General features: G+C 71.5%; 26 protein-coding genes. 8 read left to right on the forward strand and 18 right to left on the reverse strand.

The annotated features are described in order from the left end of the window. Positions 1-12 precede the first annotated feature (12 nt). The 5 genes from ACP7BP_RS19480 to ACP7BP_RS19500 form a co-directional block, all read right to left on the reverse strand. Positions 13-573 carry a hypothetical protein gene (locus tag ACP7BP_RS19480; protein ID WP_426247065.1) on the reverse strand — a complete coding sequence of 187 codons (561 nt, stop codon included), beginning with the start codon at positions 571-573 and terminating at the stop codon, positions 13-15. Further along, complete coding sequence (locus ACP7BP_RS19485) at positions 570-1,205, reverse strand: ATP-binding protein (RefSeq protein WP_426247067.1); 636 nt, start codon at positions 1,203-1,205, stop codon at positions 570-572. The genes ACP7BP_RS19480 and ACP7BP_RS19485 overlap by 4 nt, the downstream gene beginning before the upstream one ends. 71 nt (positions 1,206-1,276) lie before the next feature. Continuing rightward, positions 1,277-2,107 (reverse strand): WXG100 family type VII secretion target, encoded by an 831-nt coding sequence (locus tag ACP7BP_RS19490; RefSeq protein ID WP_426247068.1) that lies wholly within the window; start codon positions 2,105-2,107, stop codon positions 1,277-1,279. Continuing rightward, positions 2,104-2,415 (reverse strand): type VII secretion target, encoded by a 312-nt coding sequence (locus ACP7BP_RS19495; RefSeq protein ID WP_426247069.1) that lies wholly within the window; start codon positions 2,413-2,415, stop codon positions 2,104-2,106. Before ACP7BP_RS19495 ends, ACP7BP_RS19490 begins: the two co-directional genes overlap by 4 nt. Before the next feature lies 1 nt (position 2,416). After that, entirely contained in the window at positions 2,417-3,004 is a 588-nt protein-coding gene (locus tag ACP7BP_RS19500) for a hypothetical protein (RefSeq protein ID WP_426247071.1), read from the reverse strand. Positions 3,005-3,093: 89 nt separating this feature from the next. On the opposite strand from ACP7BP_RS19500, the gene ACP7BP_RS19505 reads away from it, so the two are divergent. Continuing rightward, on the forward strand, positions 3,094-3,666 hold the full coding sequence (locus ACP7BP_RS19505) for a hypothetical protein (RefSeq protein WP_426247072.1): 573 nt from the start codon (positions 3,094-3,096) through the stop codon (positions 3,664-3,666). Positions 3,667-3,688: 22 nt separating this feature from the next. On the opposite strand, the gene ACP7BP_RS19510 is transcribed toward ACP7BP_RS19505, so the two are convergent. Next, entirely contained in the window at positions 3,689-4,648 is a 960-nt protein-coding gene (locus ACP7BP_RS19510) for a helix-turn-helix transcriptional regulator (RefSeq protein ID WP_426247073.1), read from the reverse strand. A gap of 62 nt (positions 4,649-4,710) precedes the next feature. Between ACP7BP_RS19510 and ACP7BP_RS19515 the strand changes: the two genes are divergently transcribed. Next, positions 4,711-5,505 (forward strand): DinB family protein, encoded by a 795-nt coding sequence (locus ACP7BP_RS19515; RefSeq protein WP_426247075.1) that lies wholly within the window; start codon positions 4,711-4,713, stop codon positions 5,503-5,505. Between the two features lie 30 nt (positions 5,506-5,535). Continuing rightward, positions 5,536-6,231, forward strand: a complete 696-nt coding sequence (locus ACP7BP_RS19520) for an alpha/beta fold hydrolase (protein WP_426247077.1) — start codon at positions 5,536-5,538, stop codon at positions 6,229-6,231. A 60-nt stretch (positions 6,232-6,291) separates the two neighbouring features. On the opposite strand, the gene ACP7BP_RS19525 is transcribed toward ACP7BP_RS19520, so the two are convergent. From ACP7BP_RS19525 to deoC, 3 genes are read right to left on the reverse strand one after another with little or no spacing between them, the layout of a single operon-like run. Beyond that, complete coding sequence (locus tag ACP7BP_RS19525; RefSeq protein WP_426247079.1) at positions 6,292-7,173, reverse strand: aldehyde dehydrogenase family protein; 882 nt, start codon at positions 7,171-7,173, stop codon at positions 6,292-6,294. Next, positions 7,170-8,642, reverse strand: a complete 1,473-nt coding sequence (locus tag ACP7BP_RS19530) for an aldehyde dehydrogenase family protein (protein ID WP_426247081.1) — start codon at positions 8,640-8,642, stop codon at positions 7,170-7,172. Before ACP7BP_RS19530 ends, ACP7BP_RS19525 begins: the two co-directional genes overlap by 4 nt. Before the next feature lie 14 nt (positions 8,643-8,656). After that, positions 8,657-9,664 (reverse strand): deoxyribose-phosphate aldolase, encoded by a 1,008-nt coding sequence (gene deoC, locus ACP7BP_RS19535; protein ID WP_426247082.1) that lies wholly within the window; start codon positions 9,662-9,664, stop codon positions 8,657-8,659. A 55-nt stretch (positions 9,665-9,719) separates the two neighbouring features. On the opposite strand from deoC, the gene ACP7BP_RS19540 reads away from it, so the two are divergent. Then, positions 9,720-10,313 (forward strand): hypothetical protein, encoded by a 594-nt coding sequence (locus ACP7BP_RS19540; RefSeq protein WP_426247083.1) that lies wholly within the window; start codon positions 9,720-9,722, stop codon positions 10,311-10,313. A 119-nt stretch (positions 10,314-10,432) separates the two neighbouring features. Here the strand turns inward: ACP7BP_RS19540 and ACP7BP_RS19545 are convergent, their stop codons facing one another. Then, positions 10,433-12,088, reverse strand: coding sequence for a phospho-sugar mutase (locus ACP7BP_RS19545; RefSeq protein WP_426247085.1), 1,656 nt, complete (start codon positions 12,086-12,088; stop codon positions 10,433-10,435). A 31-nt stretch (positions 12,089-12,119) separates the two neighbouring features. Here ACP7BP_RS19545 and ACP7BP_RS19550 point away from each other — a divergent pair, with 31 nt between their 5' ends. From ACP7BP_RS19550 to ACP7BP_RS19560, 3 genes are read left to right on the forward strand one after another with little or no spacing between them, the layout of a single operon-like run. Next, on the forward strand, positions 12,120-12,692 hold the full coding sequence (locus ACP7BP_RS19550; protein WP_426247087.1) for a hypothetical protein: 573 nt from the start codon (positions 12,120-12,122) through the stop codon (positions 12,690-12,692). Further along, positions 12,689-13,153 (forward strand): SRPBCC family protein, encoded by a 465-nt coding sequence (locus ACP7BP_RS19555; protein WP_426247089.1) that lies wholly within the window; start codon positions 12,689-12,691, stop codon positions 13,151-13,153. The genes ACP7BP_RS19550 and ACP7BP_RS19555 overlap by 4 nt, the downstream gene beginning before the upstream one ends. Positions 13,154-13,163: 10 nt before the next feature. After that, a complete protein-coding gene (locus tag ACP7BP_RS19560) occupies positions 13,164-13,955 on the forward strand; it encodes a class I SAM-dependent methyltransferase (protein WP_426247090.1) in 792 nt (263 codons plus the stop codon). Here the strand turns inward: ACP7BP_RS19560 and tpx are convergent. From tpx to ACP7BP_RS19580, 4 genes are all read right to left on the reverse strand, one after another. Beyond that, entirely contained in the window at positions 13,925-14,422 is a 498-nt protein-coding gene (gene tpx / locus ACP7BP_RS19565; RefSeq protein ID WP_426247092.1) for a thiol peroxidase, read from the reverse strand. The two genes, ACP7BP_RS19560 and tpx, sit on opposite strands and share 31 nt — an antisense overlap. A 54-nt stretch (positions 14,423-14,476) precedes the next feature. After that, positions 14,477-15,469, reverse strand: a complete 993-nt coding sequence (locus ACP7BP_RS19570) for an aldo/keto reductase (protein WP_426247093.1) — start codon at positions 15,467-15,469, stop codon at positions 14,477-14,479. A gap of 39 nt (positions 15,470-15,508) precedes the next feature. Next, positions 15,509-16,426, reverse strand: coding sequence for an aldo/keto reductase (locus tag ACP7BP_RS19575; RefSeq protein WP_426247095.1), 918 nt, complete (start codon positions 16,424-16,426; stop codon positions 15,509-15,511). Between the two features lie 138 nt (positions 16,427-16,564). Beyond that, positions 16,565-16,933 (reverse strand): MerR family transcriptional regulator, encoded by a 369-nt coding sequence (locus ACP7BP_RS19580; protein ID WP_426247097.1) that lies wholly within the window; start codon positions 16,931-16,933, stop codon positions 16,565-16,567. Positions 16,934-17,042: 109 nt separating this feature from the next. Here ACP7BP_RS19580 and ACP7BP_RS19585 point away from each other — a divergent pair, with 109 nt between their 5' ends. Beyond that, a complete protein-coding gene (locus ACP7BP_RS19585; RefSeq protein ID WP_426247099.1) occupies positions 17,043-17,627 on the forward strand; it encodes a dienelactone hydrolase family protein in 585 nt (194 codons plus the stop codon). A 14-nt stretch (positions 17,628-17,641) separates the two neighbouring features. Here the strand turns inward: ACP7BP_RS19585 and ACP7BP_RS19590 are convergent, their stop codons facing one another. The 4 genes from ACP7BP_RS19590 to ACP7BP_RS19605 form a co-directional block, all read right to left on the reverse strand. Continuing rightward, a complete protein-coding gene (locus ACP7BP_RS19590; RefSeq protein WP_426247101.1) occupies positions 17,642-18,769 on the reverse strand; it encodes a DUF222 domain-containing protein in 1,128 nt (375 codons plus the stop codon). A gap of 451 nt (positions 18,770-19,220) precedes the next feature. Next, on the reverse strand, positions 19,221-20,786 hold the full coding sequence (locus ACP7BP_RS19595) for an OmpA family protein (RefSeq protein WP_426247102.1): 1,566 nt from the start codon (positions 20,784-20,786) through the stop codon (positions 19,221-19,223). Between the two features lie 332 nt (positions 20,787-21,118). Next, complete coding sequence (locus ACP7BP_RS19600; protein WP_426247104.1) at positions 21,119-21,391, reverse strand: hypothetical protein; 273 nt, start codon at positions 21,389-21,391, stop codon at positions 21,119-21,121. Between the two features lie 218 nt (positions 21,392-21,609). Then, on the reverse strand, positions 21,610-22,629 hold the full coding sequence (locus ACP7BP_RS19605) for an LLM class flavin-dependent oxidoreductase (protein ID WP_426247106.1): 1,020 nt from the start codon (positions 22,627-22,629) through the stop codon (positions 21,610-21,612). Positions 22,630-23,219 lie beyond the last annotated feature (590 nt).

A 23,219-nucleotide genomic window follows, 5' to 3' on the forward strand; every position in this document is an offset into this window, starting at 1 on the left:
CGGCCGACCGGCTCACCGTGCGGCCGGGCTGACGTAGAGCCACGGGACCGGCCAGGCGACGGCGCCGATCCGGGCGGCCACGAACTCGTCCGGGTCGATGGTGCGCGTGCGACCGGTGGCGGGGTCGTACGTCGTGAGGCCGGCGTCGAGCACCAGCACCACGTGCCGCGGGAGCACGCTCCCGACGTACAGGGGTACGGCGTCGTGCGCGGCCGCCGTACGGATCGCCGCGAGCGCCCGGCGCCGGGACCAGGGGAGCACGAGGCGGCTGGCGTGCGGACGAGCACGACGGGCGGTGAGCTGCCGGTCGACGGCCCACGGCGGGGTGCCCAGCAGGCGGGTCCACGGCGCCTGGATCCGACCGGCGGCGTCGACGGGACCGGTCGTGCGCCGGTGCATCGCGAGCACCGCGGCGGGGAAGCGGACGCCGGCATCGTCGGCCAGCCAACCCGCGTACGCATCGTTGCTCAGAGCCTCGGCCACCACCAGGACGGCAGCGCCGCACGAGCGCTGGTCGGGCTGCCGCGGATGATGCCGCAGCAGTCGGGCGGCCCCCGGGCCCGGGACGCTCACCGCAGGAGCCCGCTGATCTCCGCGTACGCCTGCTCGGGGGTCACCGGCCGGGCGCCGAGCGAGACGGCGTGGTCGACGACGCGCCGCTGGTCACGCAGCAGGGCCAGGCCGCGCCGCAGCAGCACGAGCGGGGGCTTGCGGTGCTCACGCAGGTCGCGCGTCAGGCGTCGCCAGAAGGTGACGAGCGGGTGCTGCCGCACGCAGTACGCCGCGGCGAGGATGCCGCGCTCGGCGCAGGCCGGCACGATCTCCGCGGCGAAGATGCCCTCGGCGACGAAGCACTGGGCCGCGCCCAGCTCGAGGGTGTGCACGCCGTGCCGGCCGTTGCGCGCGATGTCGTAGACCGGCACCTTCGTCACGCCGTCGCGGCACAGCGCCTCGATCGCGACCATCGCGTCATCGGGCAGCCACGAGTCGGGGTGGTCCCAGTCGACCATGCCGGCGATCGCGCCGCCGTGGATGTGGGGGAGGGTCGGGTCGTCGCCGTCCTTGTAGAAGTCGTCGAGGCGCAGGACCGGCAGCCCGGTGCGCTCGGCGAGCCTCGACTTGCCGGCGCCGGACGGCCCGGCCAGCACGATCACGCGCCGGGGAGGCTGGTCGTGGGCCTCGTCCTCGACCTCTCGCTCGCGCACCGGGTCATTGTGCCCGACCCGCGAGCGCACCTGCAGGCGCCCTCGGCGTGGTCCCCGCCGTACCTCTTGGCCTACTTCTGGTCCCAGTCGTCCTTGTCGTTCATGTCGGAGGAGCGGGCGCTGGCGATGTTCGGCCAGTCGTTGTTGGCGTCGAGACCGTCGAGGCCGGAGTTCAGCCCGGTCCACATGCTCGCCTTGACCGTGGCGTTCTCGGCCCAGTACTTCTCCAGCACCAGGGCCAGCTGCGCCACCTTGATCGCGGCGTCCAGGATGACCTTGATCGCCGGCCCGGTGTCCAACGTGACCCACTGGCCCGCGTCGGTGCCCTCCTTGATCGCGTCCACGATGCTCGAGGCGTAGTCGAGGATCCCGTCGACGATGTCGTTCCACACGTCGTTGATCTGCTTGGCGCCCTCGGCGCAGGCCGTCGCAGCGCTCGTGAGGCCCGAGTCGACCCCGGCGATCGCGTTCTTCTGCTCCTCGATCGTGTCGCTGAACGCGGTGAAGGCGAGGCCCTCCCAGTGGGAGGACGCCGTGGAGACGATGCGGCCCAGGACGATCTTCTCGTCGCGGATGGCTCCGGCGGCCGCGTGGTAGGCCTCGTTCATCGCCATCAGCTCGAAGGGGTCGCCCGCGACGTTGTCGACGGAGTCCCAGATCTCCTGGGACTTCTCCTCCCAGTAGTCCCAGATGGCGTTGATGGCGTCCTGGAGACGGTCACCGGCGAGCTCGTAGGCGAGCTTGACGGCGGGAGAGACGATCCACATCCAGTTCTGGTTGCCGATGCACTTCTCCCACTCGTCGATGACCCAGTTGACGCCCTCCTGGATCTTGTCGCTGAACTCCTGCACCTTCTTCTCGACGTCGGACCGGAAGTCGGGGTGGTGGCTGTACTCGGTCATGCCGGGGTCCCGTCCGGGTTGTGGAAGGTGTCTGCCACGGCGGTGTCGGTCGCGCCGTAGTCCTTCGCCGTCGCCTGCAGGGCGTCAGCGATCTCGCGCATCACCTTGTCGCCCTGCGCCAGCGCGTCGAGCATCGAGGTGATGAACGTGTCGTGGGGCTCCTGGATGCTCTCTGCGAGGCTGCCGAACTCCGAGCCGCGTCCATCGCCGCGCATCACCTTCGTGCGCGCATTGTTGAGCTCGGCGGCGACGCCGTCCAGCCCGGCCGCGGCCGCGATCAGCGCGTCCCTGCTCGCCTTCAGTCCCATGTCAAAGCCCCTGCCGTGTCGTCCAGCGCCCTGCTTGCTGCAGAGCGCGCTCGAGATGATGCGGCTGTGCCGCCGAGAGCCACTCGCCGTCGGCGTGGACGGCGCTGACCATGCCGTGCTCGTCGCGCACGATGCTGACGTAGCCGTTGTCGGAGGTGGTCGCGTCGGGCCGCGCCGCGGCCGCCGACTGGACGACCCGGGCGCGATGTCTGCCACCGCGCTCCACGTAGGCCTGGTAGCTGACATCGGGTGCGGATCGCACCTGGAGCTTCCGTCTGCCCGAGACCAGCGCGTCGGCGTGGGCAAGCCGGTCCTCCGCCTTGCCCGCCTCGGTCAGCGAGGCGAGCGCCCGCTGACCGTCGGCCGCGGCGAACGCCTCGCGGACCGCGGCGGCGAGGTCCTCCGGCGTACGCAGCCGGGCGACGTCGCGGACGTCGACGGCGACGACGCGTCGGGCGCTGTCGACCGTGACGGCGAGACGGTCCGCGTGGTCGGCGCCTGTGGCATCGGGTACGTCGCGGAACAGGTCGGCGTCCTCGGTCGAGAGCCGGGCCAGCAGCTGCTGCCCGTCGTAGTCCAGATTGCTCATGGTGTTCCCCGTTCTGTCGGTGTATCTCTTCCCGCGGAGCGGCGCCGCAAACGTGACGTCTCGTCCCGACGCTGTGAAACAGTGAGCGCGTGATGCGTCTTCGTGCCCCCGCGGCGGTCCTCGGCGCCGTGCTCCTGCTGGCGGCCTGCTCGGAGGAGGAAGCACCCGAGCCGCTCGGCCCCGTGGCCCTGCCGGAGAACCTCTGCGACGCCGTTCCGAGCAGCGCGGTCGAGCGCTGGGCCCTTCACGAGGTGTCGCACGAGACCACCGACGAGGGTGAGGTGGCGACTGCCACCTGCGAGATGAGCGGCACCTTCGCAGGGCGCCCTGTGGGACTGCAGGTCTCGCTCGACTCCTACGGCGCGGCGGACGACTCGGCTGCCCGGGACGACGTGATCGAGCGGCTGGCGCAGGAGTGCGCGACGCTGGAGGCGCGGGCCGTGGGGACCTTCAGCGACGACGACCACGAGTGCACCGACGAGGCACGTGACGACGATGCGCGCCGTACCACCATGGAGACCCTGTACCGTTCCCTGCCCGCGCGCGGCATCGCCAGGGTGGCCATGGACCACCATGGGGACGGCTGGCAGATCGTGCCCGCGGAGGTGGTCGCCATCGCCGGTCACCTCGCGCTGACTGCACCCGAGGAGCTCGTGGGCTGAAGGCCCGGCTCGGGCCTGATCGTCAGCGGACGGCGTCCGACAGCCTTCCGGCGATCTCCCGCGCCGCGGTCCGCACCTCGGGACCGCCGACGACGAGGTACGTCGTCGGGAGCACGACCAGGCGCTCGACGACCATGACCGGGTTGCTGGTCGTGCCCACCACCCGGGTGGTCGTGGTGTCGACGACCTCCAACCGGCCCATGGTGCGGGGCAGATGGGCAGCCACGACGGCCAGCGGCGCGTCGACGAGCACCTCCACGTCGTACTCCCAACCCACGGCGAGGTGCTCCTCGAGGGCGGCGACCGGGTCGAGGTCGGCCGGCGGGTCGAAGCCCTGCTCGAGCACCTCGGCCCGCGTGACGCGGTCGATCCGGTAGGCACGTTGTGCCCCGGCCTGGTGACTGAAGCAGAGGAGGTACCAGCGGCCGTGCCGGACGACGACCGCCCACGGGTCCACCTCGGCCGTCCACTCCCGGCCCGCCACCGAGCGGTAGCCGATCCGCAGCCGCCGTCGTCCCGCATAGGCCCCGACGAGGGTGACAGTGGTGTCGGGGTCCGGCCGGACGGGGTAGCGCTCGGGAGTCGCGGCGGCGGCACGGCGGACGGCATCGGCCTGGGCGGCCACCGGCTCCGGCAGGCCGCGCAGGATCTTGGCGATCGCACTGCCCACGGGCTGGGTCGCGTCGGCCGCGGCATGGTGACCTTCGAGGACCGCCATCACCAGGCCCAGCGCCTCGGTCGCGGAGAAGACCAGTGGCGGCAGCCGCAGGCCGCGCCCGACCCGGTAGCCACCGTAGGGCCCTCGCACGGACTCGATGGGGATGCCTGCCTCCCGCAGGATCGCGACGTACCGGCGGGCCGCCCGCTCGGAGACGCCGAGCTGCTCGCCGAGTCGCTCTGCCGTCACACCGGGGCTGCCCTGCAGCAGCTCCAGGGCAAGCAGGGCCCGCGCGGTGGGGCTGACGCCGTCGGTTCCGGACACTCCGGCAGTGTAGGGCCACTACCGGCAGTAGAACGTCCGGAACCTCGTCTACGGTCCCTGCCATGACCGATACCCAGCCGGCGCCGCAGCGGCACTTCAAGGATGCCCGCCTCGGGGGCGCGAGCTTCGAGAACGTGGACCTGAGCGGCAGCCGCTTCCATCACGTGGACCTGCGCGGCGCCGACATCCGAGGTGTCGACCTGAGCGGAAGCAGTCTCAAGGACGTCGACCTGATCGACGTCCGCATCGACGGCGACATCGACGGGCTGGTCGTCAACGGCGTCGACGTGGGCCCGATGGTCGAGGCCGAGCTCGACCGCCGGCAGCCGGGGCGCGTCAAGATGCGCCCGAGCGACCCGGCCGGCTTCCGCGAGGCCTGGGACCTCCTCGAGCAGCTGTGGGCCGGCACCGTCGAGAAGGCCCGCAGGCTGCCACCGGAGCGGCTGCACGAGCAGGTGGCCGGGGAGTGGTCGTTCATCGAGACCCTGCGTCACCTCGCCTTCGCCACCGATGCGTGGGTGCGCCGAGCCATCGAGGGCGACCCCAGCCCGTGGCACCCGCTCGACCTGCCGTGGGACCAGATGCCCGACACCTCGGGCATCCCCCGCGACCGTGACGCCCGGCCGACCCTCGAGGAGGCGCTCGCGCTGCGCCAGGACCGCGCCGCGACCGTACGCCGGATCGTCGACGGGCTCACCGACGAGCAGCTCGGCTCCGACACGAGGCCGGTGGAGGGCGCCGGCTGGCCGCCGCCCCGGTCGTTCCCGGTGCGCGAGTGCCTCCTGACTGTGCTCAACGAGGAGTGGCAGCACCGGCTCTACGCCGAGCGCGACCTCGACGCCCTGCTCGCCTCCTGATTCCCAACGCACACAACTCGAAGGACTCTCATGGACATCGTGCTCGTACCCGGAATGTGGCTCAACGCGTCGACCTGGGACCGGGTGGCCCCGCTGCTCGAGGCGGAGGGCCACCGCCCCCACGCCCTGACCCTGCCCGGCATGGAGTCGAAGGGGGCCGACCGCTCGGGCATCACCCTCGACGACCACGTGGCCGCCGTGGTCGCGACGATCGACGCCGCCGACGGGCCGGTGCTGCTCGTCGGCCACTCGGCCGGCTGCGGCATCGCGCACCTCGCGCTCGACGCCCGGCCCGACCGGGTGACGCACGTCGTACACGTCGGCGGCTTCCCGCCCTCCGACGGCGAGACGCTGCTCGGCGGCTTCGAGGCCATCGGCGGCGAGGTCACCATGCCCGACTGGGCCGAGAAGGGCGAGGACGCCAACCTGATCGGCTTCTCCGACGCGCAGCTCGCCGCCTTCTACGCCGCCGCCATCCCGGAGCCGCAAGGCGTGATGGAGGGCGTCGTCCGGCTGCACGACGACCGCCGGTACGGCGTCCCGGTCACGATGGTGTGCCCCGAGTACACCGCTGAGGACCTCCGCGGCTGGGTCAAGGACGGGCACGTGCCCGAGCTGGCCCGACCCGCCGACGTCGCCTACGTGGACGTGCCCACCGGGCACTGGCCCCAGCTGACCCGACCCGCCGACCTCGCGAAGGCCATCCTGGGGGCGGTGCCTGCCTGAGCGCCGGACGTCATACGGGGGGAGCCTCCGGCGGCTCCATCCGTATGACGTTGCGTTCGGTCAGACCCCGATCGGGTGCCAGACGGTCTTGGTCTCCAGGAACGTCGTCATCCGGTCGATGCCCGGCTGGGTGTTCCAGTCGGGTTCGGTGGCGGGTGGCCGGAGGACCCGTTTGAGGTTCTCGGCGGCGGCCTCCTCGAAGGCCTGAGCCTGCTCGGCGAGGCCGGCGGCGCCGGTGAGGTCGATGGCGTTGACGTCCATGTGCGAGGCGAGCCAGGGGGCGGTGTTGGCGATCGGGCCGGTGAGGATGTTGACCACGCCGCCGGGCAGGTCGGAGGTGGCGAGCACCTCCGCGAAGGTCACGGCGGGCAGGGGGCGCTGGTGGGAGCTCAGCACGACCGCGGTGTTGCCGGTGACGATGACCGGTGCGATGACGCTGATGAGGCCGAGGAGGGAGGACTCCTGCGGGGCAATCACCGCCACGACGCCGGTGGGCTCGGGGCTGGAGAGGTTGAAGAAGGGGCCGGCGACCGGGTTGGCGGAGCCGACGACCTGGGTGATCTTGTCGGCCCAGCCGGCGTACCAGACGAGGCGGTCGATCGACTCCTCGACGACCCGGTCGGCCTGGCGGGGGGTGAGGCCCTCGGACTGCTTGACCGCCTCCACGAACTGCGGGCGCCGGTCCTCCATCATCTCCGCGACGCGGTAGAGGATCTGCGCGCGGTTGTACGCCGTGCGCGAGGACCAGCCGGCGAAGGCCTTGCGGGCGGCAGAGACCGCGTCGCGGGCATCCTTGCGCGAGGCCATTGCGGCGTTCGCCACGAAGGTCCCCTTCGAGTCGTGGACGACGTAGGAGTGGCCCGACTCCGAGCGCGGGAACGCGCCGCCGATGAAGAGCTTGTAGGTCTTGCGGACGCGCTGGCGCTCATCGGGGCGGCTCATGCGGTGGCTCCCTTCAGGTAGGCCTCGAGGCCGTGTCGGCCGCCCTCGCGGCCGTAGCCGGACTCCTTGTAGCCGCCGAACGGGCTGGTGGGGTCGAACTTGTTGAAGGTGTTGGCCCAGACGACTCCGGCGCGGAGCTGGTTGGCCATCCACAGGATGCGGGAGCCCTTCTCGGTCCAGACCCCGGCCGAGAGCCCGAAGGGGGTGTTGTTGGCCTTCTCGACCGCCTCGGCGGGGGTGCGGAAGGTCAGCACCGACAGGACCGGGCCGAAGACCTCCTCGCGGGCGATGCGGTGGGCCTGGGTGACCCCGGTGAACACCGTGGGTGGGAACCAGAACCCGGTGGTGGGGAGGTCGCAGGGCGGGGACCAGCGGCCGGCGCCCTCGGCCTCGCCGATGTCGGAGAGCTCGCGGATCTTGGCGAGCTGCTCGGCGGAGTTGATGGCGCCGACGTCGGTGTTCTTGTCGAGCGGGTCGCCCAGCCGCAGCGTCGACATCCGGCGCTTGAGCTTGGCCAGCACCTCCTCGGCCACACTCTCCTGCACCAGCAGTCGGCTGCCGGCACAGCACACGTGGCCCTGGTTGAAGAAGATGCCGTTCACGACACCCTCGACGGCCTGGTCGACCGGTGCGTCGTCGAAGACGATGTTGGCGGCCTTGCCGCCCAGCTCCAGGGTGACCTTCTTGGTCGACCCGGCGACCGCCTTGGCGATCGCCCGGCCCACGTCGGTGGACCCGGTGAACGCCACCTTGTCCACGTCCGGGTGCGCCACCACCGCGCGGCCGGTGCCGCCGGCGCCGGTGAGGATGTTGACCACCCCCGCGGGCAGGTCGGCCTGCTGGCAGATCTCGGCGAACAGCAGCGCGGTCAGCGGGGTGGTCTCGGCCGGCTTGAGCACCACCGTGTTGCCCGCGGCCAGCGCCGGGGCGACCTTCCAGGCCAGCATCATCAGCGGGAAGTTCCACGGGATGACCTGCCCGGCCACCCCCAGTGCCTGCGGGTTCGGGCCGAGGCCGGCGTAGTCGAGCTTGTCGGCCCAGCCGGCGTAGTAGAAGAAGTGCGCCGCGACGATCGGGATGTCGACGTCGCGGGTCTCCCTGATCGGCTTGCCGTTGTCGATCGACTCCAGCACCGCGAGCTCACGGCCGCGCTCCTGGATGATCCGGGCGATCCGGTAGAGATACTTCGCGCGCTCCCGGCCCGCCATCCGCGACCACACCCGGGTATAGGCCCGCCGGGCGGCCTTCACCGCGGTGTCGACATCGGCGTCGTCGGCCTCCGCGACCTCGGCCAGCACCTCCTCGGTGGCCGGGTTGATCGTCTTGAACGACCGCCCGCCACCGTCGACGAACTCGCCGTCGATGAACAGGCCGTACGACGCGGCGATGTCGACGATGCTGCGCGACTCCGGCGCCGGCGCGTAGTCGAACGCCACCGTCGGCGACACCGTCTCGGGAACCTTGACCATCGGGCGGCTCTCTCTCAGTCCAGGGTGAAGTAGTCGGGGCCGGAGTAGCGGCCGGTGCGCAGCTTGGTGCGCTGCATCAGCAGGTCGTTGAGCAGCGTCGAGGCACCGAACCGGAACCACTGCGACGTCAACCACTCAGGGCCCGCGATCTCGTTGACCATCACCAGGTACTTGATGGCGTCCTTGCTGGTCCGGATCCCACCCGCGGGCTTCACCCCGACCATCTGCCCGGTCGCCTCACGGAAGTCACGCACCGCCTCCAACATGACCAGGGTGACCGGCAGCGTGGCCGCGGGCTGCACCTTGCCGGTGGAGGTCTTGATGAAGTGCGCACCGGCCATCATCGCCAACCACGACACCCGGCGTACGTTGTCGTAGGTCTGCAGCTCACCGGTCTCGAAGATCACCTTCAGGTGCGCACTGCCCCCACCGGCCCGGGCGCAGGCCTCGCGGGTCGCGACGATCTCCTCGAACACCTGGAGGTACCGACCGGACAAGAACGCGCCCCGGTCGATGACCATGTCGATCTCATCGGCGCCGGCCTCGACCGCGTCGCGGGTGTCGGCCAGCTTGATGTCCAACGCAGCACGGCCGCTCGGGAACGCCGTCGCGACCGCCGCCACGTGGACCCCGCTGTCGCCCAGCACCTGCTTGGCCGTCGCCACCATGTCGGGGTAGACGCACACCGCCGCGGCCGCGGGACACGACGGGTCGGCCGGGTCGGGCCGCATCGCCTTGGCGGCGAGCGCCCTGACCTTCCCGGGGGTGTCCATGCCCTCCAGCGTGGTCAGGTCCACCATCCCGATGGCCAGGTCGATCGCGTGCTGCTTGGCCGTCGTCTTGATCGAGCGAGTCCCCAGCTGCGCAGCCCGGGCCTCAGCACCGACCTGGTCGACGCCCGGCAACCCGTGCAGGAACCGACGCAGGGACGCGTCCGAGCCGGTGATGTCGGAGAAGTCCCAGCCGGCTTCGGCAGCCGTCGGAGCAGGGCTCGACGCGGTGGCAGCGGAGGTGGTCGTCACCGACCCAGCATAGGGTTGGCGCGGCGGTGCGTGGCAATCACGGAGGGCAGGAAACATGGCGGAAGCACGCGAGGTCGAGCGGTTCCCCGCGACCGGTGGCCGAGTCACCGGGATCCTCATCGTGATCGCGGGCGCCGCCGTCGCGGTGCTGGCCGTCGCCGAGCGCGATGAGTCGTGGGCCCTGCCCGTCGGGCTCGCCGGGCTGACCCTCGGCGCGATGGCGTGGGCGTCCATGCTTCGACCGGCGCTGCTGGTCGACGGCGACTTCCTCGTGATGCGCAACATGGTCGATACGGTGCACGTCCCGCTAGCGGCGATCGAGCTGATCGCGGTGCGCCAGGTGCTCGCCGTACGCGCGGGGGAGAAGCGCTACGTCTCGCCCGTCATCGGCAAGAGCCGCCGCAAGCTCACCCGGGCCGAGAGGGCGGCCCGGAGCGAGCAGTCCAAGCAGGGCGAGATGGACTACACCGCCTTCGTCGAGGAGCGCATCCGGATCCTCGCCGAGGACGCCCGCGCCGAGCGCGGCGTCACGATGCTCTCCGACGAGCAGCAGGCCCTGGCTGCCGACGTACGCCGCGACTGGGACTGGCCGGTCATCGCGCTCGTGACGGTCCCGCTGGTGCTGTTCGTGCTGTCGCTGCTCGTCTGAATTCAGCCCGCACGACGCTCGCGAAGAGGCCGAGCTGTGCTGGCACTCCTTGCGGTTCGTGTGCGTTGCAACGCCGGCAAAGCGCGGTGATCCCCGGATATCTGGGGATCACGCCCAGCTCAGATTCCCGCCGCCGCCCGGATGTCGGCCTTGAGGGAGTCCAGGCGGCCGGCGGCAGAGATCCGGGCGGCGTCGACGCCGTCTGCGGGGTTCACCGGTACGACGACCTCGAGGTAGCACTTGATCTTCGGCTCGGTGCCGCTCGGCCGGACGATCACGCGGGCGCCCTCGGCCAGCCGGTAGCGCAGCCCGTCGGTGGGGGGCAGGTCCGCCGAGCCCTCCGACAGGTCCTCCACCCTCTCGACGGCCAGGCCGCCGAGGACCGTCGGCGGCGCCGTACGCAGCCGGTCCATCGCCGCACCGATCTGTGCGAGGTCGGTGACGCGCGCCGACAGCTGGTCGGTGGCGTGCAGGCCGTGCTCGACCGCGATCTCGTCGAGGAGGTCGGTGAGGCCCTTGCCGTCGGCCTTGGCCTGGGCCGCGAGCTCGCAGAGGAGGAGCAGCGCCGAGACGCCGTCCTTGTCCTTCACGTGCTCCGGGTCGACGCAGTAGCCCAGCGCCTCCTCATAGCCGAACGCCAGGCCCTCGAGCCGGCCGATCCACTTGAAGCCGGTGAGCGTCTCGACGTAGGGCTGGCCGGCCGCCGCGGCCATCCGAGACAGCAGCGAGGACGAGACGATCGAGGTGGCGTAGACGCCGGTGCGGCCGGACTTGAGCAGGTGCGAGGCGAGCAGCGCGCCGACCTCGTCCCCGCGCAGCATCCGCCAGCCGTGCGGGCCGGGCACGGCCGCGGCGCAGCGGTCGGCGTCGGGGTCGTTGGCCACCACGAGGTCGGCGTTCTTCTCCGCCGCGAGCGCCATGGCCAGGTCCATCGCCCCCGGCTCCTCGGGGTTCGGGAAGGCGACCGTCGGGAAGTCCGGGTCGGGCTCCTCCTGCTCCGGGACCACGTGCGGGGCGTCGAAGCCGGCGGTCTCGAGGACCTCGACCACCGACGTGCCCCCGACGCCGTGCAGCGGCGTGTAGACGATCGTGAGGTCGCGTGGGCCGTCGCCGGCCAGGTCGGCGGCGGTGTCGAGGTAGCGGTCGACGATGTCGGCGCCCACGATGCTGCCGGCATCGCCACGGGGGATGTCGGCAACGGCGCCGACCGCCGCGATCTGCGCGGCGATCTCGATGTCGGCCGGCGGCACGATCTGGCTGCCGTCGCCGAGGTAGACCTTGTAGCCGTTGTCCTGCGGCGGGTTGTGGCTGGCGGTGACCATCACGCCCGCGACGCAGCCCAGCTCACGGATGGCGTAGGCGAGGATCGGGGTCGGCAGCGGCCGCGGCATCGTCAGGGCCTTGAACCCGGCGCCGGTCATCACCTCCGCGGTGTCGCGGGCGAAGACGTCGGAGTTGTGGCGCGCGTCGTACCCGATCACCACGCTGGCGTCGTGGCCCGCCCCGTTGGCCCTGAGGTACGCCGCGAGGCCCGCGGCCGCGCGCAGCACCACGACCCGGTTCATCCGGTTCGGCCCCGCCCCGAGGGCGCCCCGCAGTCCCGCCGTACCGAACTCCAAGGTGCCGGCGAACCGGTCGGCCAGGTCGGTCGCGTCCTTCCCGGCGGTGACGTCGTCGATGATCGCCTCGAGCTCCGCACGGGTGACGGAGTCGGGGTCCTCTGCGGACCAGGCGCGCGCCAGGTCGAGGAGGGCTGCGGTGTCGGTGTCGGTCATGGGCGCACGGTAGCGCGGCACACTGGGGGTCGTGATCCCCTCCCTGTCGCCACCGCGGGACCTCGACGCTCCCGTGTGGGAGCTGGTGCGCGAGCTCGCCGGCCACCTGGGCGAGCCCGCCGCGGTGGCGCGGTGCATGGCGCTGATGAGGGGTGCCCCCCGTGAGGCGCACCTCGACGTCCTGCCCTACCTGACCCGGCACTCGTTCGCCGACGGCGAGCCGGCCCGGGACCCGGCCGCCTGGAAGAACCACTGGCTGCGCACGTGGGGTGCCCGCGGCCTGCTCTACGTCTGGGACGACTCGGCCGCTACCGCTGTCATCGACGGGCTCCACGACGAGGAGTGGCGGCCGGCCGAGATGTGCCTCAAGGTCGCGACCAAGCGGGAGCTGGGCGGCGCCGGCGACGGGGCGGCGGCGCTGTCGTCACACGAGCTGGCCCGGGTCCGCGCCCAGGCGATGCGGACCCTCGCGGTCGTCGGCGACACCGAGCACGTCGAGGCCGTCGCGGCCCGCCTCGACGACGCCGACGAGGCCGTACGCCGTGTCGCGGCCCGGGCGGCGGACCGGCTGGAGATCCGGCTCGACCTGGAGCTGCCTCGGTGAACCGCTTCGAGTTCACCGAGGACTGGTGGCTGCCCCACCCGCGGGCGGCCGTGGCCGACGTGCTCCTCGACCTGGCGAGGTATCCCGTGTGGTGGCCGCAGGTCGTCGCGGTCGCCTCCCTCGGGCCCGACGACGCGCGGGTGCTGTGCCGGTCGGTGCTGCCCTACACCCTCGACCTGGTGCTGCACGCCGAGCGACGGGACGCCGACGTGCTCGAGACGCTGGTCGACGGTGACCTCGAGGGCACGGCCCGGTGGCGACTCCTCGACGAGGGTGCCGGCACCCGGATGCTCTTCGAGCAGGAGGTGGGAGTGGCCGGGCGGTGGCTCGCGGTGGCGGCCGTCCTCGCCCGGCCCGCGGTCCGCTGGAACCACGGGAGGATGATGGCCGGCTGCCGCGCCGGTCTGGAGACCCGGCTGGCCGGCAGATCGGGAGAGGCGGAGACGGTCGAGCCGGCGTAGCGTCGGCGCCGTGACCTTCGAGGTGGCGGCCGACGCGTACGGCCGGTTCATGGGACGGTTCTCCGAGCCGCTGGCCCCTGTCTTCGCCGACTGGTGCGGAGTCCGCCCGGGGCAGCGCGCCCTCGACGTCGGCTGCGGGCCCGGCGCGCTCACCGGTGCGCTCGTGGAGCGGCTGGGAGGCGGACGGGTGGCCGCCCTCGATCCGTCACCGCCGTTCGTGGCGGCCGCGCGGGCGCGCTTCCCCGAGGTCGAGGTGCGGCAGGCCACGGCCGAGCGGATCCCGTGGGCCGACGACGAGTTCGACTGTGCCCTCGCCCAGCTCGTCGTGCACTTCATGGGCGACCCGGTGGCGGGGCTGCGTGAGATGTCGCGAGCGGTGCGTCCCGGCGGGGTCGTGGCCGCGTGCGTGTGGGACTTCGCCGGTGGCCGGAGCCCGCTGACCACCTTCTGGCGAGCCGTCGCCGAGCTCGAGCCCGGGCACGCCGGCGAGGCGGAGCTGGCCGGCACCCGCGAGGGGCAGCTGGCCGAGCTCTGCGACCGCGCCGGGCTCACCCGCATCGAGCAGTCGGACCTGACGGTGCGGGCGTCGTACGCGACGTTCGAGGAGTGGTGGGAGCCCTACACGCACGGCGTCGGGCCCGCCGGCTCCCACGTCGCCTCGCTCGCCGAGGGCGCGCGAGAGGAGCTGCGTGCCAGGTGCGAGGAGCTGTGCCCGCCGGCGCCCTTCGAGGTCACGGCCTCGGCATGGGTGGTGCGGGCACAGCCTCCGGCTCAGGAGAGGGCGGCGAGCGCGGCGTCGTAGTCGGGCTCGGTGCTGATCTCCGGGACCAGCTCGGTGTAGGTGACCGTGCCCGACTCGTCGAGTACGACGACCGCCCGGCCCAGCAGGCCCTCGAACAGCCCGCCGGTCAGCGTCACGCCGTAGTCCTCGCCGAAGGAGGAGCGGAAGGCGGAGGTGACGGTGACGTTCTCGATGCCCTCGGCACCGCAGAAGGCGGCCAGCGCGAACGGCAGGTCCTTGGACACGCACACGACGATGGTGTTGTCGAGGCCGGCGGCGAGCTCGTTGAACTTCCGGACGCTCGCGGCGCAGACGCCGGTGCCGACGCTGGGGAAGATGTTGAGGACGGTGCGCTTGCCCCGGGTGATCTCGGAGGTCACCTCGGAGAGGTCGGGGCCGACGAGGGTCCAGGACGGGGCGGCGGAGCCGACGGCCGGCAGCTCGCCGACGGTGTGGATGGGGTTGCTCTTGAGTGCAGTGGTTGCCATGCCACATTCCTACACTGCGCCCACACCGCCGGCGTGCGGCGGCCCGGTGGATGGTCAGGCGTCGATGCTCGACATGTCGCCGTAGCGGTCACCGGCGACCGCATCGCGGGGCACGGCCGCCTCGAGGGCGGTGAGGTCGTCGGCGGTCAGGGTGATGTCGGCCGCCGCGACGTTCTCCTCGAGGTAGGCGACCCGCTTGGTGCCGGGGATCGGCACCACGTCGTCGCCCTGGGCGAGCACCCACGCGAGCGCGAGCTGCCCGGGCGTGCAGTCCTTGGCCGTGGCGATCTCGCGGATCCTGTCCACGAGGGCGAGGTTGGCGGCGAGGTTGTCGCCCTCGAACCTCGGGAAGTACGACGACCGGCGGGAGTCGGCCTCCCCGTCGGCGCCGGACTCGCGGCTGATCGCTCCGGTGAGGAGCCCGCGACCCAGCGGCGAGTACGGCACCAGGCCGATGCCGAGCGCCCGGATGGTCGGCAGGATCTCGTCCTCGAGGTCCCGGGTGAACAGGGAGTACTCGGTCTGCAGCGCGGTGATCGGGTGCACGGCGTGGGCCCTGCGGATGGTGGTGGAGCTCGCCTCGGAGAGCCCGAGGTGGACCACCTTGCCGGCCTCGACCAGCTCCTTCATCGCCCCCACCGTCTCCTCGATCGGGACGCTCTGGTCGACGCGGTGCTGGTAATAGAGGTCGATGTGGTCGACCCCGAGCCGCTGCAGCGAGGCATCGCACGCGGCGTGGACGTAGGCCGGCGAGCCGTTGATGCCGACTCGGGTGCCGTCAGGGAGCCGCTCGTTGCCGAACTTGGTCGCGAGCTGCACCTCGTCGCGGCGGCCACCGATGGCCTTGCCCACGAGCTGCTCGTTGGTGAAGGGGCCGTACATGTCGGCGGTGTCCAGGAAGGTCACGCCGAGGTCGAGGGCGCGGTGGATGGTGTCGATGCCCTGCGACTCGTCGGCCGTGCCGTAGAACTCGCTCATCCCCATGCAGCCGAGGCCGAGCGCGGAGACGGTCAGGTCTGTGCCGAGGGTGCGTCGTGTGATCGTCATGATCCCAAGTCTTCGCCTTCGAGTGCGCTCCAAGTCAACTCAGTCTGTGCCGGCCGCGTCGAGACGTGCCCGCTGCTCACCGGGGAGCTCGAGCGTGGCCGCTCCCAGGGTCTCGTCGAGCTGCGCCACCGAGGAGGCGCCGACCAGGGGGATGGCGGGGGTCTCGCCACCGATGAGCCAGCTCAGCACCACCTGGTTGGGCGTGGCACCGGTCTCCGCGGAGACCTCGGCGAGCGCCGTACGACGCGCGGCGGTGCCGGCATGGTCGAACCGGGTGCCCAGCTGCTTGTCGTCGCGAACGTACGCGCCGCCCAGCAGTGGGGAGTAGGCCACCAGCGTCATCCCGGGCTGGGTGCGGACGTAGCTGAGGACGTTGCCGTCCGCCACGCCGATCTGGCCCTCGGGCGAGCGCATCGTCGGCTGGTCGGTGCGCGAGCTGAGGTAGGTGTGGGCGTACTGCAGCACGTCGTACGACGGCAGGCCACGCTGCGCGGCGATGCTCCGCGCTCGCTCGAGCGCCCAGCTCCAGTGGTTGCTCGCGCCGACGAGGTGCACCAGTCCGTCGGCCACCAGGGCCGCGAAGCCCTCCACCTGCTCCTCGACGGCGACGCGGCCGTCGAGGATGTGGGAGTAGTAGAGGTCGATGCGGGGGCGGCCGAGGCGCTCGAGGCTCTCCTCGGCGGCCTCGCGGATGCGCGTCGCCGATTGCACCTCGACGTCGTGCGAGAACGTGGTGGTCGGGAAGTTCGGGCGGCCGCCCAGCTTCGTGGCGATCGTCATCTCGTCACCCACACCGCGGCTCTTCAGCCAGCGGCCGAGCAGCGCCTCGCTCTCCCCACCCTGGGTCCCGTTGACCCAGAACGCGTAGTTGTTGGACGTGTCGATGAACGATCCGCCCGCCTCGGCGTAGCGGTCGAGGATCGCGAACGACGTGTCCTCGTCGGTGCGGGTGCCCATCAGCATGGCGCCGAGGGCGATGGTGGCTGACGGTGCGGGTCCGGGCGAGGTCGGTGCCGAGGGTCCGGGTGGGGAGGGTCGTCATGACGGCGAGCCTCCCGCTTCGAGCGCGCTCGCAGTCAAGCGACCTTCGAGCTGTCAGTCGCAGGCCTGCGTGCGCCCGGCGTACCACTCGATCTTGCGCTCGATCAACGTCAGATGGGCCTGGGTCTCATCGAGCTGGGCGCGCACCTGCTCGCGATGCCGTCGCAGGACCGCCATCCGCTCGGCCTCGGTGCCGTCACCGGAGCGCACCAGCTCGGCGTACCGGCGGATGTCGCGGATCGGCATGCCCGTGCGGCGCAGCCGGGTGATCATGCCGATCCACTCCAGGTCGCCCTCGTTGTAGCGCCGGTGTCCCGCGGTGGATCGGTCGACCGACAGCATCAGCCCGTCGCGCTCGTAGTAGCGCAGCGTGTGCGCCGTCAGCCCCGTGCGCTCGGCGGTCTCGGCGATGGTGAGACTCATGGGTGGATTGTCGTCCTTCGAGCACACTCGAAGTCAACGCGCCCGACTGTCGGGGCCGGCCTCTAGGGTGGGATCTGCCGATATCACACGAGACACGGGGAGACGACGCATGGCTGAGGTGCTGCTGTTCCATCACGCCCAGGGGCTGACGCCCGGGGTGCTGTCGTTCGCCGACCAGCTGCGGGCGGCCGGTCACACGGTCCACACGCCCGACCTCTTCGACGGGCGCACGTTCGAGACCCTCGACGAGGGCATGGCGCATGCCAAGGGGATCGGCTTCGAGGCGATCCTCGAGTCGGGGGTCCGTGCCGCCGACGACCTGCCTGAGGGGCTCGTCTACGCAGGGTTCTCGCTCGGCGAGATGGCCGCCCAGAAGCTGGCGCAGACGCGTCCGGGCGCCAAGGGCGCCCTGCTCTTCTACTCGTGCATCCCGATCACCGGCGAGTGGGCGTTCGGCCCGTGGCCCGACGGCGTGCCCGTCCAGATCCACGGGATGGACGCCGACCCGATCTTCGTCGGCGAGGGCGATGTCGAGGCGGCCCGGGAGATCGTCGCCACGGTCGACGACGCCGAGCTGTTCCTCTACCCGGGCGACCAGCACTACTTCGCCGACAGCTCGCTGCCGTCGTACGACGCGGAGGCGGCCACCCTGCTGACGCGCCGGGTCATCGAGTTCCTCGACGCGCGCTCGTAGCCGGTCCGGCGTCCCTATCTGCGACGGTGGAACCTGACGTCGCCGTTGGGCAGGCGGCTGTGGGCGTAGCCGGGGTCGTGGGCCCTGCGGTGATGGAAGCTGCACAGCAGCTGACCGTCGGCAAGGTCGGTCCTGCCACCGTGGGCCCAGGGGTCGTTGGCATGGTGGGCCTCGCACCAGGCCGCTGGGATGTCACAGCCCAGGGCGCGGCAGGTCGCGTCACGCAGCCGGAGCGCCTTGCGCTGGGACGGGTTGAAGAGTCGGGCGCTGCGGCCGAGGTCGAGGACCTGGCCGTCCGCGCCGAGGACGACGGGGATGATGCGTGCGGTGCAGGCCAGTCGCCGGGCCTCGCCGGCGCTGATCGGGGTGCGGGTGTCGGTCATCGCCGAGCCGAGACCGTCGCGCAACGTCGCGAGATCGAGGGTGACGACGACCGTGGTGGCGTCCCCGCCGTCGACGGGCAGCCGGCGCGGGTCGGCGTGCTCGAGGAACGAGCAGAACGCGTGCCCGAGACGGACGTCGTACGACGTCTGCTCGCCGTCGTCGTGGCGCAGGTTGGCGTAGGCGTGCAGGTAGGTCGCGAGGCGGTCTGCCACCGCGCCGAACACCCGAGCGTGCACGTCGGTGGTGCCGTCGCCGCGGCGGCGGATGGTGAGCCGGGTCAGCTTCAGGGCGAGTGCCTCCTCGGCCTGCAGGAGCCTGAGCTCGTGCTGCTCGCCGACCTCGGGGGCCACGACGTCGAGGACGCGGCGGCCGAGGATCCGCAGCTCTCGCGGCCCGAACTCGCCGGCCTGGTCGACGAGGTGGCGCTCGGCGCGCGCTGCCAGGTCCGGATCGAGATCGATCGGCAGGTCGTCGAGCGCCCGCGCGATCACGTCGGGCTGTGCCACGTTGACGGCACCCTCGGACAGGCCGTCGGCCAGCACGGGCCGCCGCTCGAGTCGGTGCGCGAGTCGCTGGTGGCGCCGCGCCTCGCCGCCGTCGACCCGCGTGTGGTGGGCCAGCCAGGCAGCGACGTCGCGATGTCCGTCGACCTCCGCGACCTCGCCAGCACTGGCGGTCAGTCGCAGCCGCAGCGCAGCCAGCCGGGCCTCGACCCGCGCCAGCTCCAGCAACGCCTCTCGCTGGTCATCGGTGGTCATGAAGACGGGATCCACGTCGGCCACGGACTTCAGGGACTCCTGCAGCTCAGCGGCGCACCTCAGCAACGGATGGACTGCCTGCGCGGCGCACCTCCTCGACACGACGACCTGGACACGCCACCCTGCGGTGGCCTGCGGGTCTCACATGTCGATGGCAGCGCGCCCTGAGAGGGGGCCACGAGAGCGTCTCCTCGGAGAGTCGTCTCGTCAGGTCAGGGCCTCAGCATCGGGTATCACCCATGACCTGCACCTATCGTACACCTGTTCGATAAGTCGCGCAAGCGTCCGAAGCACGCACTCATCGAGGCAGAAGCGGCTCCTCGCGCGACGGCCGCTGCCGGCGGTACGGGAAGTCCGTGACAACCTCCCGACCGCGCTCACCCGCCGCCGCGCCCCCGTGTTGGTCGAGCGCGACGGCCGCGAGCCGCCGGCGTGCCAGCCCGGGGACGGACTAGATCGGGTTTCCGACGTGCACCTGGCTCGGCGCGGAGGCGCCGGTGGCGGTGACCGCGCGCAGCCGGACGGATGTGCTGTAGGTCCAGCCGCAGGCCATGCCGGGGCACGGGAACATAGCGGGGCTGCCCGAGACGCCGCTGGCCGCGGTCCACGGGCCGCCGTCGAGGGAGGCCTCGTAGCCGGTGACGACGGCACCGTTCGACGCGCCGGCGGTGAAGTACACGGCCCACGCCTGGCCCGCGCCGTAGTAACCGACGCCGCTGATGGTCGGGGCGTCTGGCTGCTGCGGTGCCGGAACCTGGACGGCGACCGGGTCGGAGGCGGGGGAGGCGCCGATGTCGTTGCGTGCACGCACTCGGTAGGTGTGGGCGCCGGCAGGCTGGTCGCTCAGGATGCCTGCCAGCGGGCTCGTGCCGGTGGCAGGGAGGTCGACCCACTCGCCGTCGTCGACCTGCACGTCGTACCCCGTGATCGTCCGGCCGCCGTCGGAGGTGGGGACGTCGAAGGACAGGTGCACGATGGTGTCGGCACCAACCGTGCCGTGAAGGTCCCTGGGAGATGTCGGACGGCCGTAGGACGTCACCGAGAGCGTGTTGGAAGGGGCGCCGGCGCCTGCGGCGTTGACTGCTCGCAGTGAGATGCCGAACGGCGTGCCGGTGGGGACACCGGTGAGTACGCCGCCAAGGCCGGCGCCGAGCTGCTCTGCGACGACGGGGGCCCAGTCGTGCTCGCCCCATGTCACCTCGTAGCCGGTGACGGGTGAGCCGCCATCGGTGACGGGTCCGGTGAACGCGTAGTGGACGACACCCTCTTGGCCCGATGCGGTATCGAGCACCGGGGCACCGGGAACCTCGACCGCAGGGATGGGCGGGGCGGGCGGGACGGTCGGCGGGACCGGGATCGGACGGGTCGCCGTCATCTGCACGACCACGCGACGGTTGAGGCGCCGGTCCTCCGACCTGCCGCCGACCGCCGCGGGCCGGCCGGACCCGTAGCCGACGGTGCTGGTCCTCAGCCCGGCACTCAGGGAGGCAAGGGTGTCGCAGACGCGGACTGCTCGCTCGCGAGCAAGGTCCCGGTGGTGCCCGACCTTGCCGGCGTAGTCCGCGTACCCCTCGCAGCGGATGCTGGCGGCATTGCGCAACGAGACCGCGAGCCTCGCCAACTGGGCCTCCGCCACGGGCGTGAGGGTGGTGGTGTTGACGACGAACAGCCCGTTGCCGTCCAACGTGAGGGCCTGGCCCTGCTCGACGGTGTTCCCGAGGGCGAGCCGCACCGGGACGGCGAGATCACCGGCCCGGGTGCGGTAGGCCGCACGGGTCTCGGCCAGCGGTCCGACGTACTCCTTCGGCCTCCCGGGCACGGCGATCTCGGCACGGCGCTCAGCCTTGCTGCGCGGGTCGACGAACCAGTCGGACGTCTGCGCCTGGACATCGGGGGTGGCGGCGATGCCGGGGGTCACAGCCCCGGCCGGGCTGGCACCTCCGCCCATGATGGTGACGAGACCGACCGAGCATGCGGCGATGACCATGCTGATGCGGCGCACTGCAGTGAGGGACATGGAGGACCGATCTGGTGTGGGGCCTGCACGCCAGGCCCGGCGCACCGGGTACCTATCGGTGCCACAGGACCCGGCATGAGCCGAACGCCCGTCCGTTTCACGCCCTGACATCAGCCCGCCACCGGGGACCCGCGGGTGCCGCCAGCGGATCACGAAGCGCACGGCGGTCGACAGCTCTACACACCATCAGCGGCAAAAGGGACGTCCGACGACGTGACTCATCGCCGAACGCAACGACTTTCGGAATGCCGTCGGAGTGGGCTGGGCATACAAACATCCACCAGCCACGCGCAGATGCCCGCACGGTGTATTCGCTCGTCTGATTCTCGATTTCAACAAATCGTTCGCGGGTCCGATTGACCCCACGCCACCCCCATGAATCCGGTCGAGAAGGCTCCTGGTGCACCGCAGTCGAAGCTGACCCCGGCCACCCGAAGCCCGGCCGCTCCACGTTCGTACTGATCGATGTCGATGTCTGCACCGCCACCGTTTGTATCGACCCAGGCTGCGGCGACGCTGTCGCGACCCGCCGTGGCCAGGACGACGGAGTAGCGACGATCCCACCCACCCAAATCGACGGCGACGCCGTGATCGAGGTCGCTCACGTCAACAGTTTGCACTGCTTCCACGCCCGGTTGGCGGTCGATCAGCGCCCGGTCATCGGCGGATCCCGAGCCCGATAGGCGGCGGCATGACGCACCATCCGCGCAAAGCGGGACAGGCGGGTCGAATCACCGGGCGGTCCAGCAGGACCGATGTCAGACGGTCCACGCTCAGAGGCGGGTCGGCACGTGGACGTCCCGATCGGGGCGTCTCTATGCCGTCAGCGCCAACCCAGCTCCGGCGCGACGTACCTGACGATGCTGTCCAGCAGGTGCGCGTTGTAGTCGACGCCCAGCTGGTTCGGAATCGTCAGCAGCAGCGTGTCCGCGGCAGCGATCGCCTCGTCCTCGGCGAGGTCCTTGACGAGTTGGTCCGGCTCCCCAGCGTAGGTCTTGCCGAATCGGGCCGTCCCGCCGTCGATGAACCCGACCTGGTCCTCGCTCCGCGACTCCCCGCCGAAGTACGCGCGGTCGGTGGCGTTGACGATCGGGAAGATGCTGCGGCTGACCGACACCCGCGGCTCGCGCTCATGGCCGGCTTCCTTCCACGCGTCTCGGAACTTCTGGATCTGCTCGGCCTGAAGCTGGTGGAACGGCACACCGGTGTCCTCTGAGAGCAGCGTCGAGCTCATCAGGTTCATCCCCTGCTCTGCCGTCCAGACGGCGGTCTCACGTGTGCCAGCGCCCCACCAGATCCGGTCGCGCAGGCCGGGCGACTGCGGCTCGATGCCCAGCAGGCCGGGCGGGTTGGCGAACATCGGCCGGGGGTTCGGCTCGGCGAACCGCTGCCCGTCGATCACGTTGAGGAACACCCGAGCGTGCTCGCGCGCCATGCTGGCGTGGTCGTTGCCCTCGCCCGGGTCGTAGCCGAAGTACTTGTACCCCTCGACGACCTGCTCCGGCGATCCCCGGCTGATGCCGAGCTGCAACCTGCCGCCGGCGATCAGGTCGGCGGCGGCGGCGTCCTCGGCCATGTAGAGCGGGTTCTCGTAACGCATGTCGATCACACCGGTGCCAAGCTCGATACGACTCGTCCTCGCGCCCGCCGCCGCAAGAAGCGGGAACGGCGAGGCGAGCTGCCGGGCGAAGTGGTGCACACGGAAGTAGGCGCCGTCCGCGCCGACCTCCTCGGCCGCGACCGCCAGGTCGATGGACTGCAGCAGTACGTCGGAGGCCGTCCGCGCCTGCGACTGAGGCGAGGGGTTCCAGTGGCCGAATGACAAGAAGCCGATCTTCTTCATGCTGCAGCAACCGGCATCGGCGGCTCCTTCTTCCCGCGGCTCACCAAAACGCGTGTCTCGTCCCGAAAGCGAGCGATGCCTCGGGCCGCGCTGGCCGACTGGCGGCGATATGACGCTGATTCGGACAGGTCTGCTGGCCGCCCTAGACCACCACTGAATCTCGCCAAGGTGGCAAAAGACCCGCCACGCCTACGACTCGGGCCTCCGCACGCAGTACGGCGGCAAGAGGCCGCCTGTGTCGCAGTAGTCGGGTCGCGGTAATGAGAAGTTGGCTGGTAGCCCTTGCCTGCCGGTGGCGGCAAGCAGCAGCGGTCCGGCGAGGCCCTCGGTGACGGCGAGTTGAGCAACCAGCTCGAGTGCCTAGCGCAGAGGTCCCAGGCGCATCCGGCGGCATCTCCAGCGGCGTCCTCAGATCTGCGGTGTGCACGACGAGCTCGAACGTGCGGGTCGGCAGGTAGTCCCTGAGTCGCATCACGCGAGCGATCGTGGTTATAGGCTCGATGCCCTCGCAGGCCATGACCACGGAAGGAAGCCGACAGCCCACCGTCGGTCTCATGGCCGACGGCGGGCTCAGATGGGCGCCATGCCAG

The sequence above is a fragment of the Nocardioides sp. LHG3406-4 genome (assembly GCF_049897745.1).
Classification (GTDB): domain Bacteria; phylum Actinomycetota; class Actinomycetes; order Propionibacteriales; family Nocardioidaceae; genus Nocardioides.

Coding starts and splice junctions, on each gene's coding strand:
- ACP7BP_RS19490 (WP_426247068.1), bottom strand. CDS start 2,107: ATGACCGAGTACAGCCACCACCCCGACTTCCGGTCCGACGTCGAGAAG.
- ACP7BP_RS19495 (WP_426247069.1), bottom strand. CDS start 2,415: ATGGGACTGAAGGCGAGCAGGGACGCGCTGATCGCGGCCGCGGCCGGG.
- ACP7BP_RS19500 (WP_426247071.1), bottom strand. CDS start 3,004: ATGAGCAATCTGGACTACGACGGGCAGCAGCTGCTGGCCCGGCTCTCG.
- ACP7BP_RS19515 (WP_426247075.1), top strand. CDS start 4,711: ATGACCGATACCCAGCCGGCGCCGCAGCGGCACTTCAAGGATGCCCGC.
- ACP7BP_RS19520 (WP_426247077.1), top strand. CDS start 5,536: ATGGACATCGTGCTCGTACCCGGAATGTGGCTCAACGCGTCGACCTGG.
- ACP7BP_RS19525 (WP_426247079.1), bottom strand. CDS start 7,173: ATGAGCCGCCCCGATGAGCGCCAGCGCGTCCGCAAGACCTACAAGCTC.
- ACP7BP_RS19530 (WP_426247081.1), bottom strand. CDS start 8,642: ATGGTCAAGGTTCCCGAGACGGTGTCGCCGACGGTGGCGTTCGACTAC.
- ACP7BP_RS19540 (WP_426247083.1), top strand. CDS start 9,720: ATGGCGGAAGCACGCGAGGTCGAGCGGTTCCCCGCGACCGGTGGCCGA.
- ACP7BP_RS19545 (WP_426247085.1), bottom strand. CDS start 12,088: ATGACCGACACCGACACCGCAGCCCTCCTCGACCTGGCGCGCGCCTGG.
- tpx (WP_426247092.1), bottom strand. CDS start 14,422: ATGGCAACCACTGCACTCAAGAGCAACCCCATCCACACCGTCGGCGAG.
- ACP7BP_RS19570 (WP_426247093.1), bottom strand. CDS start 15,469: ATGACGATCACACGACGCACCCTCGGCACAGACCTGACCGTCTCCGCG.
- ACP7BP_RS19575 (WP_426247095.1), bottom strand. CDS start 16,426: ATGGGCACCCGCACCGACGAGGACACGTCGTTCGCGATCCTCGACCGC.
- ACP7BP_RS19580 (WP_426247097.1), bottom strand. CDS start 16,933: ATGAGTCTCACCATCGCCGAGACCGCCGAGCGCACGGGGCTGACGGCG.
- ACP7BP_RS19585 (WP_426247099.1), top strand. CDS start 17,043: ATGGCTGAGGTGCTGCTGTTCCATCACGCCCAGGGGCTGACGCCCGGG.
- ACP7BP_RS19590 (WP_426247101.1), bottom strand. CDS start 18,769: ATGACCACCGATGACCAGCGAGAGGCGTTGCTGGAGCTGGCGCGGGTC.
- ACP7BP_RS19595 (WP_426247102.1), bottom strand. CDS start 20,786: ATGTCCCTCACTGCAGTGCGCCGCATCAGCATGGTCATCGCCGCATGC.
- ACP7BP_RS19605 (WP_426247106.1), bottom strand. CDS start 22,629: ATGAAGAAGATCGGCTTCTTGTCATTCGGCCACTGGAACCCCTCGCCT.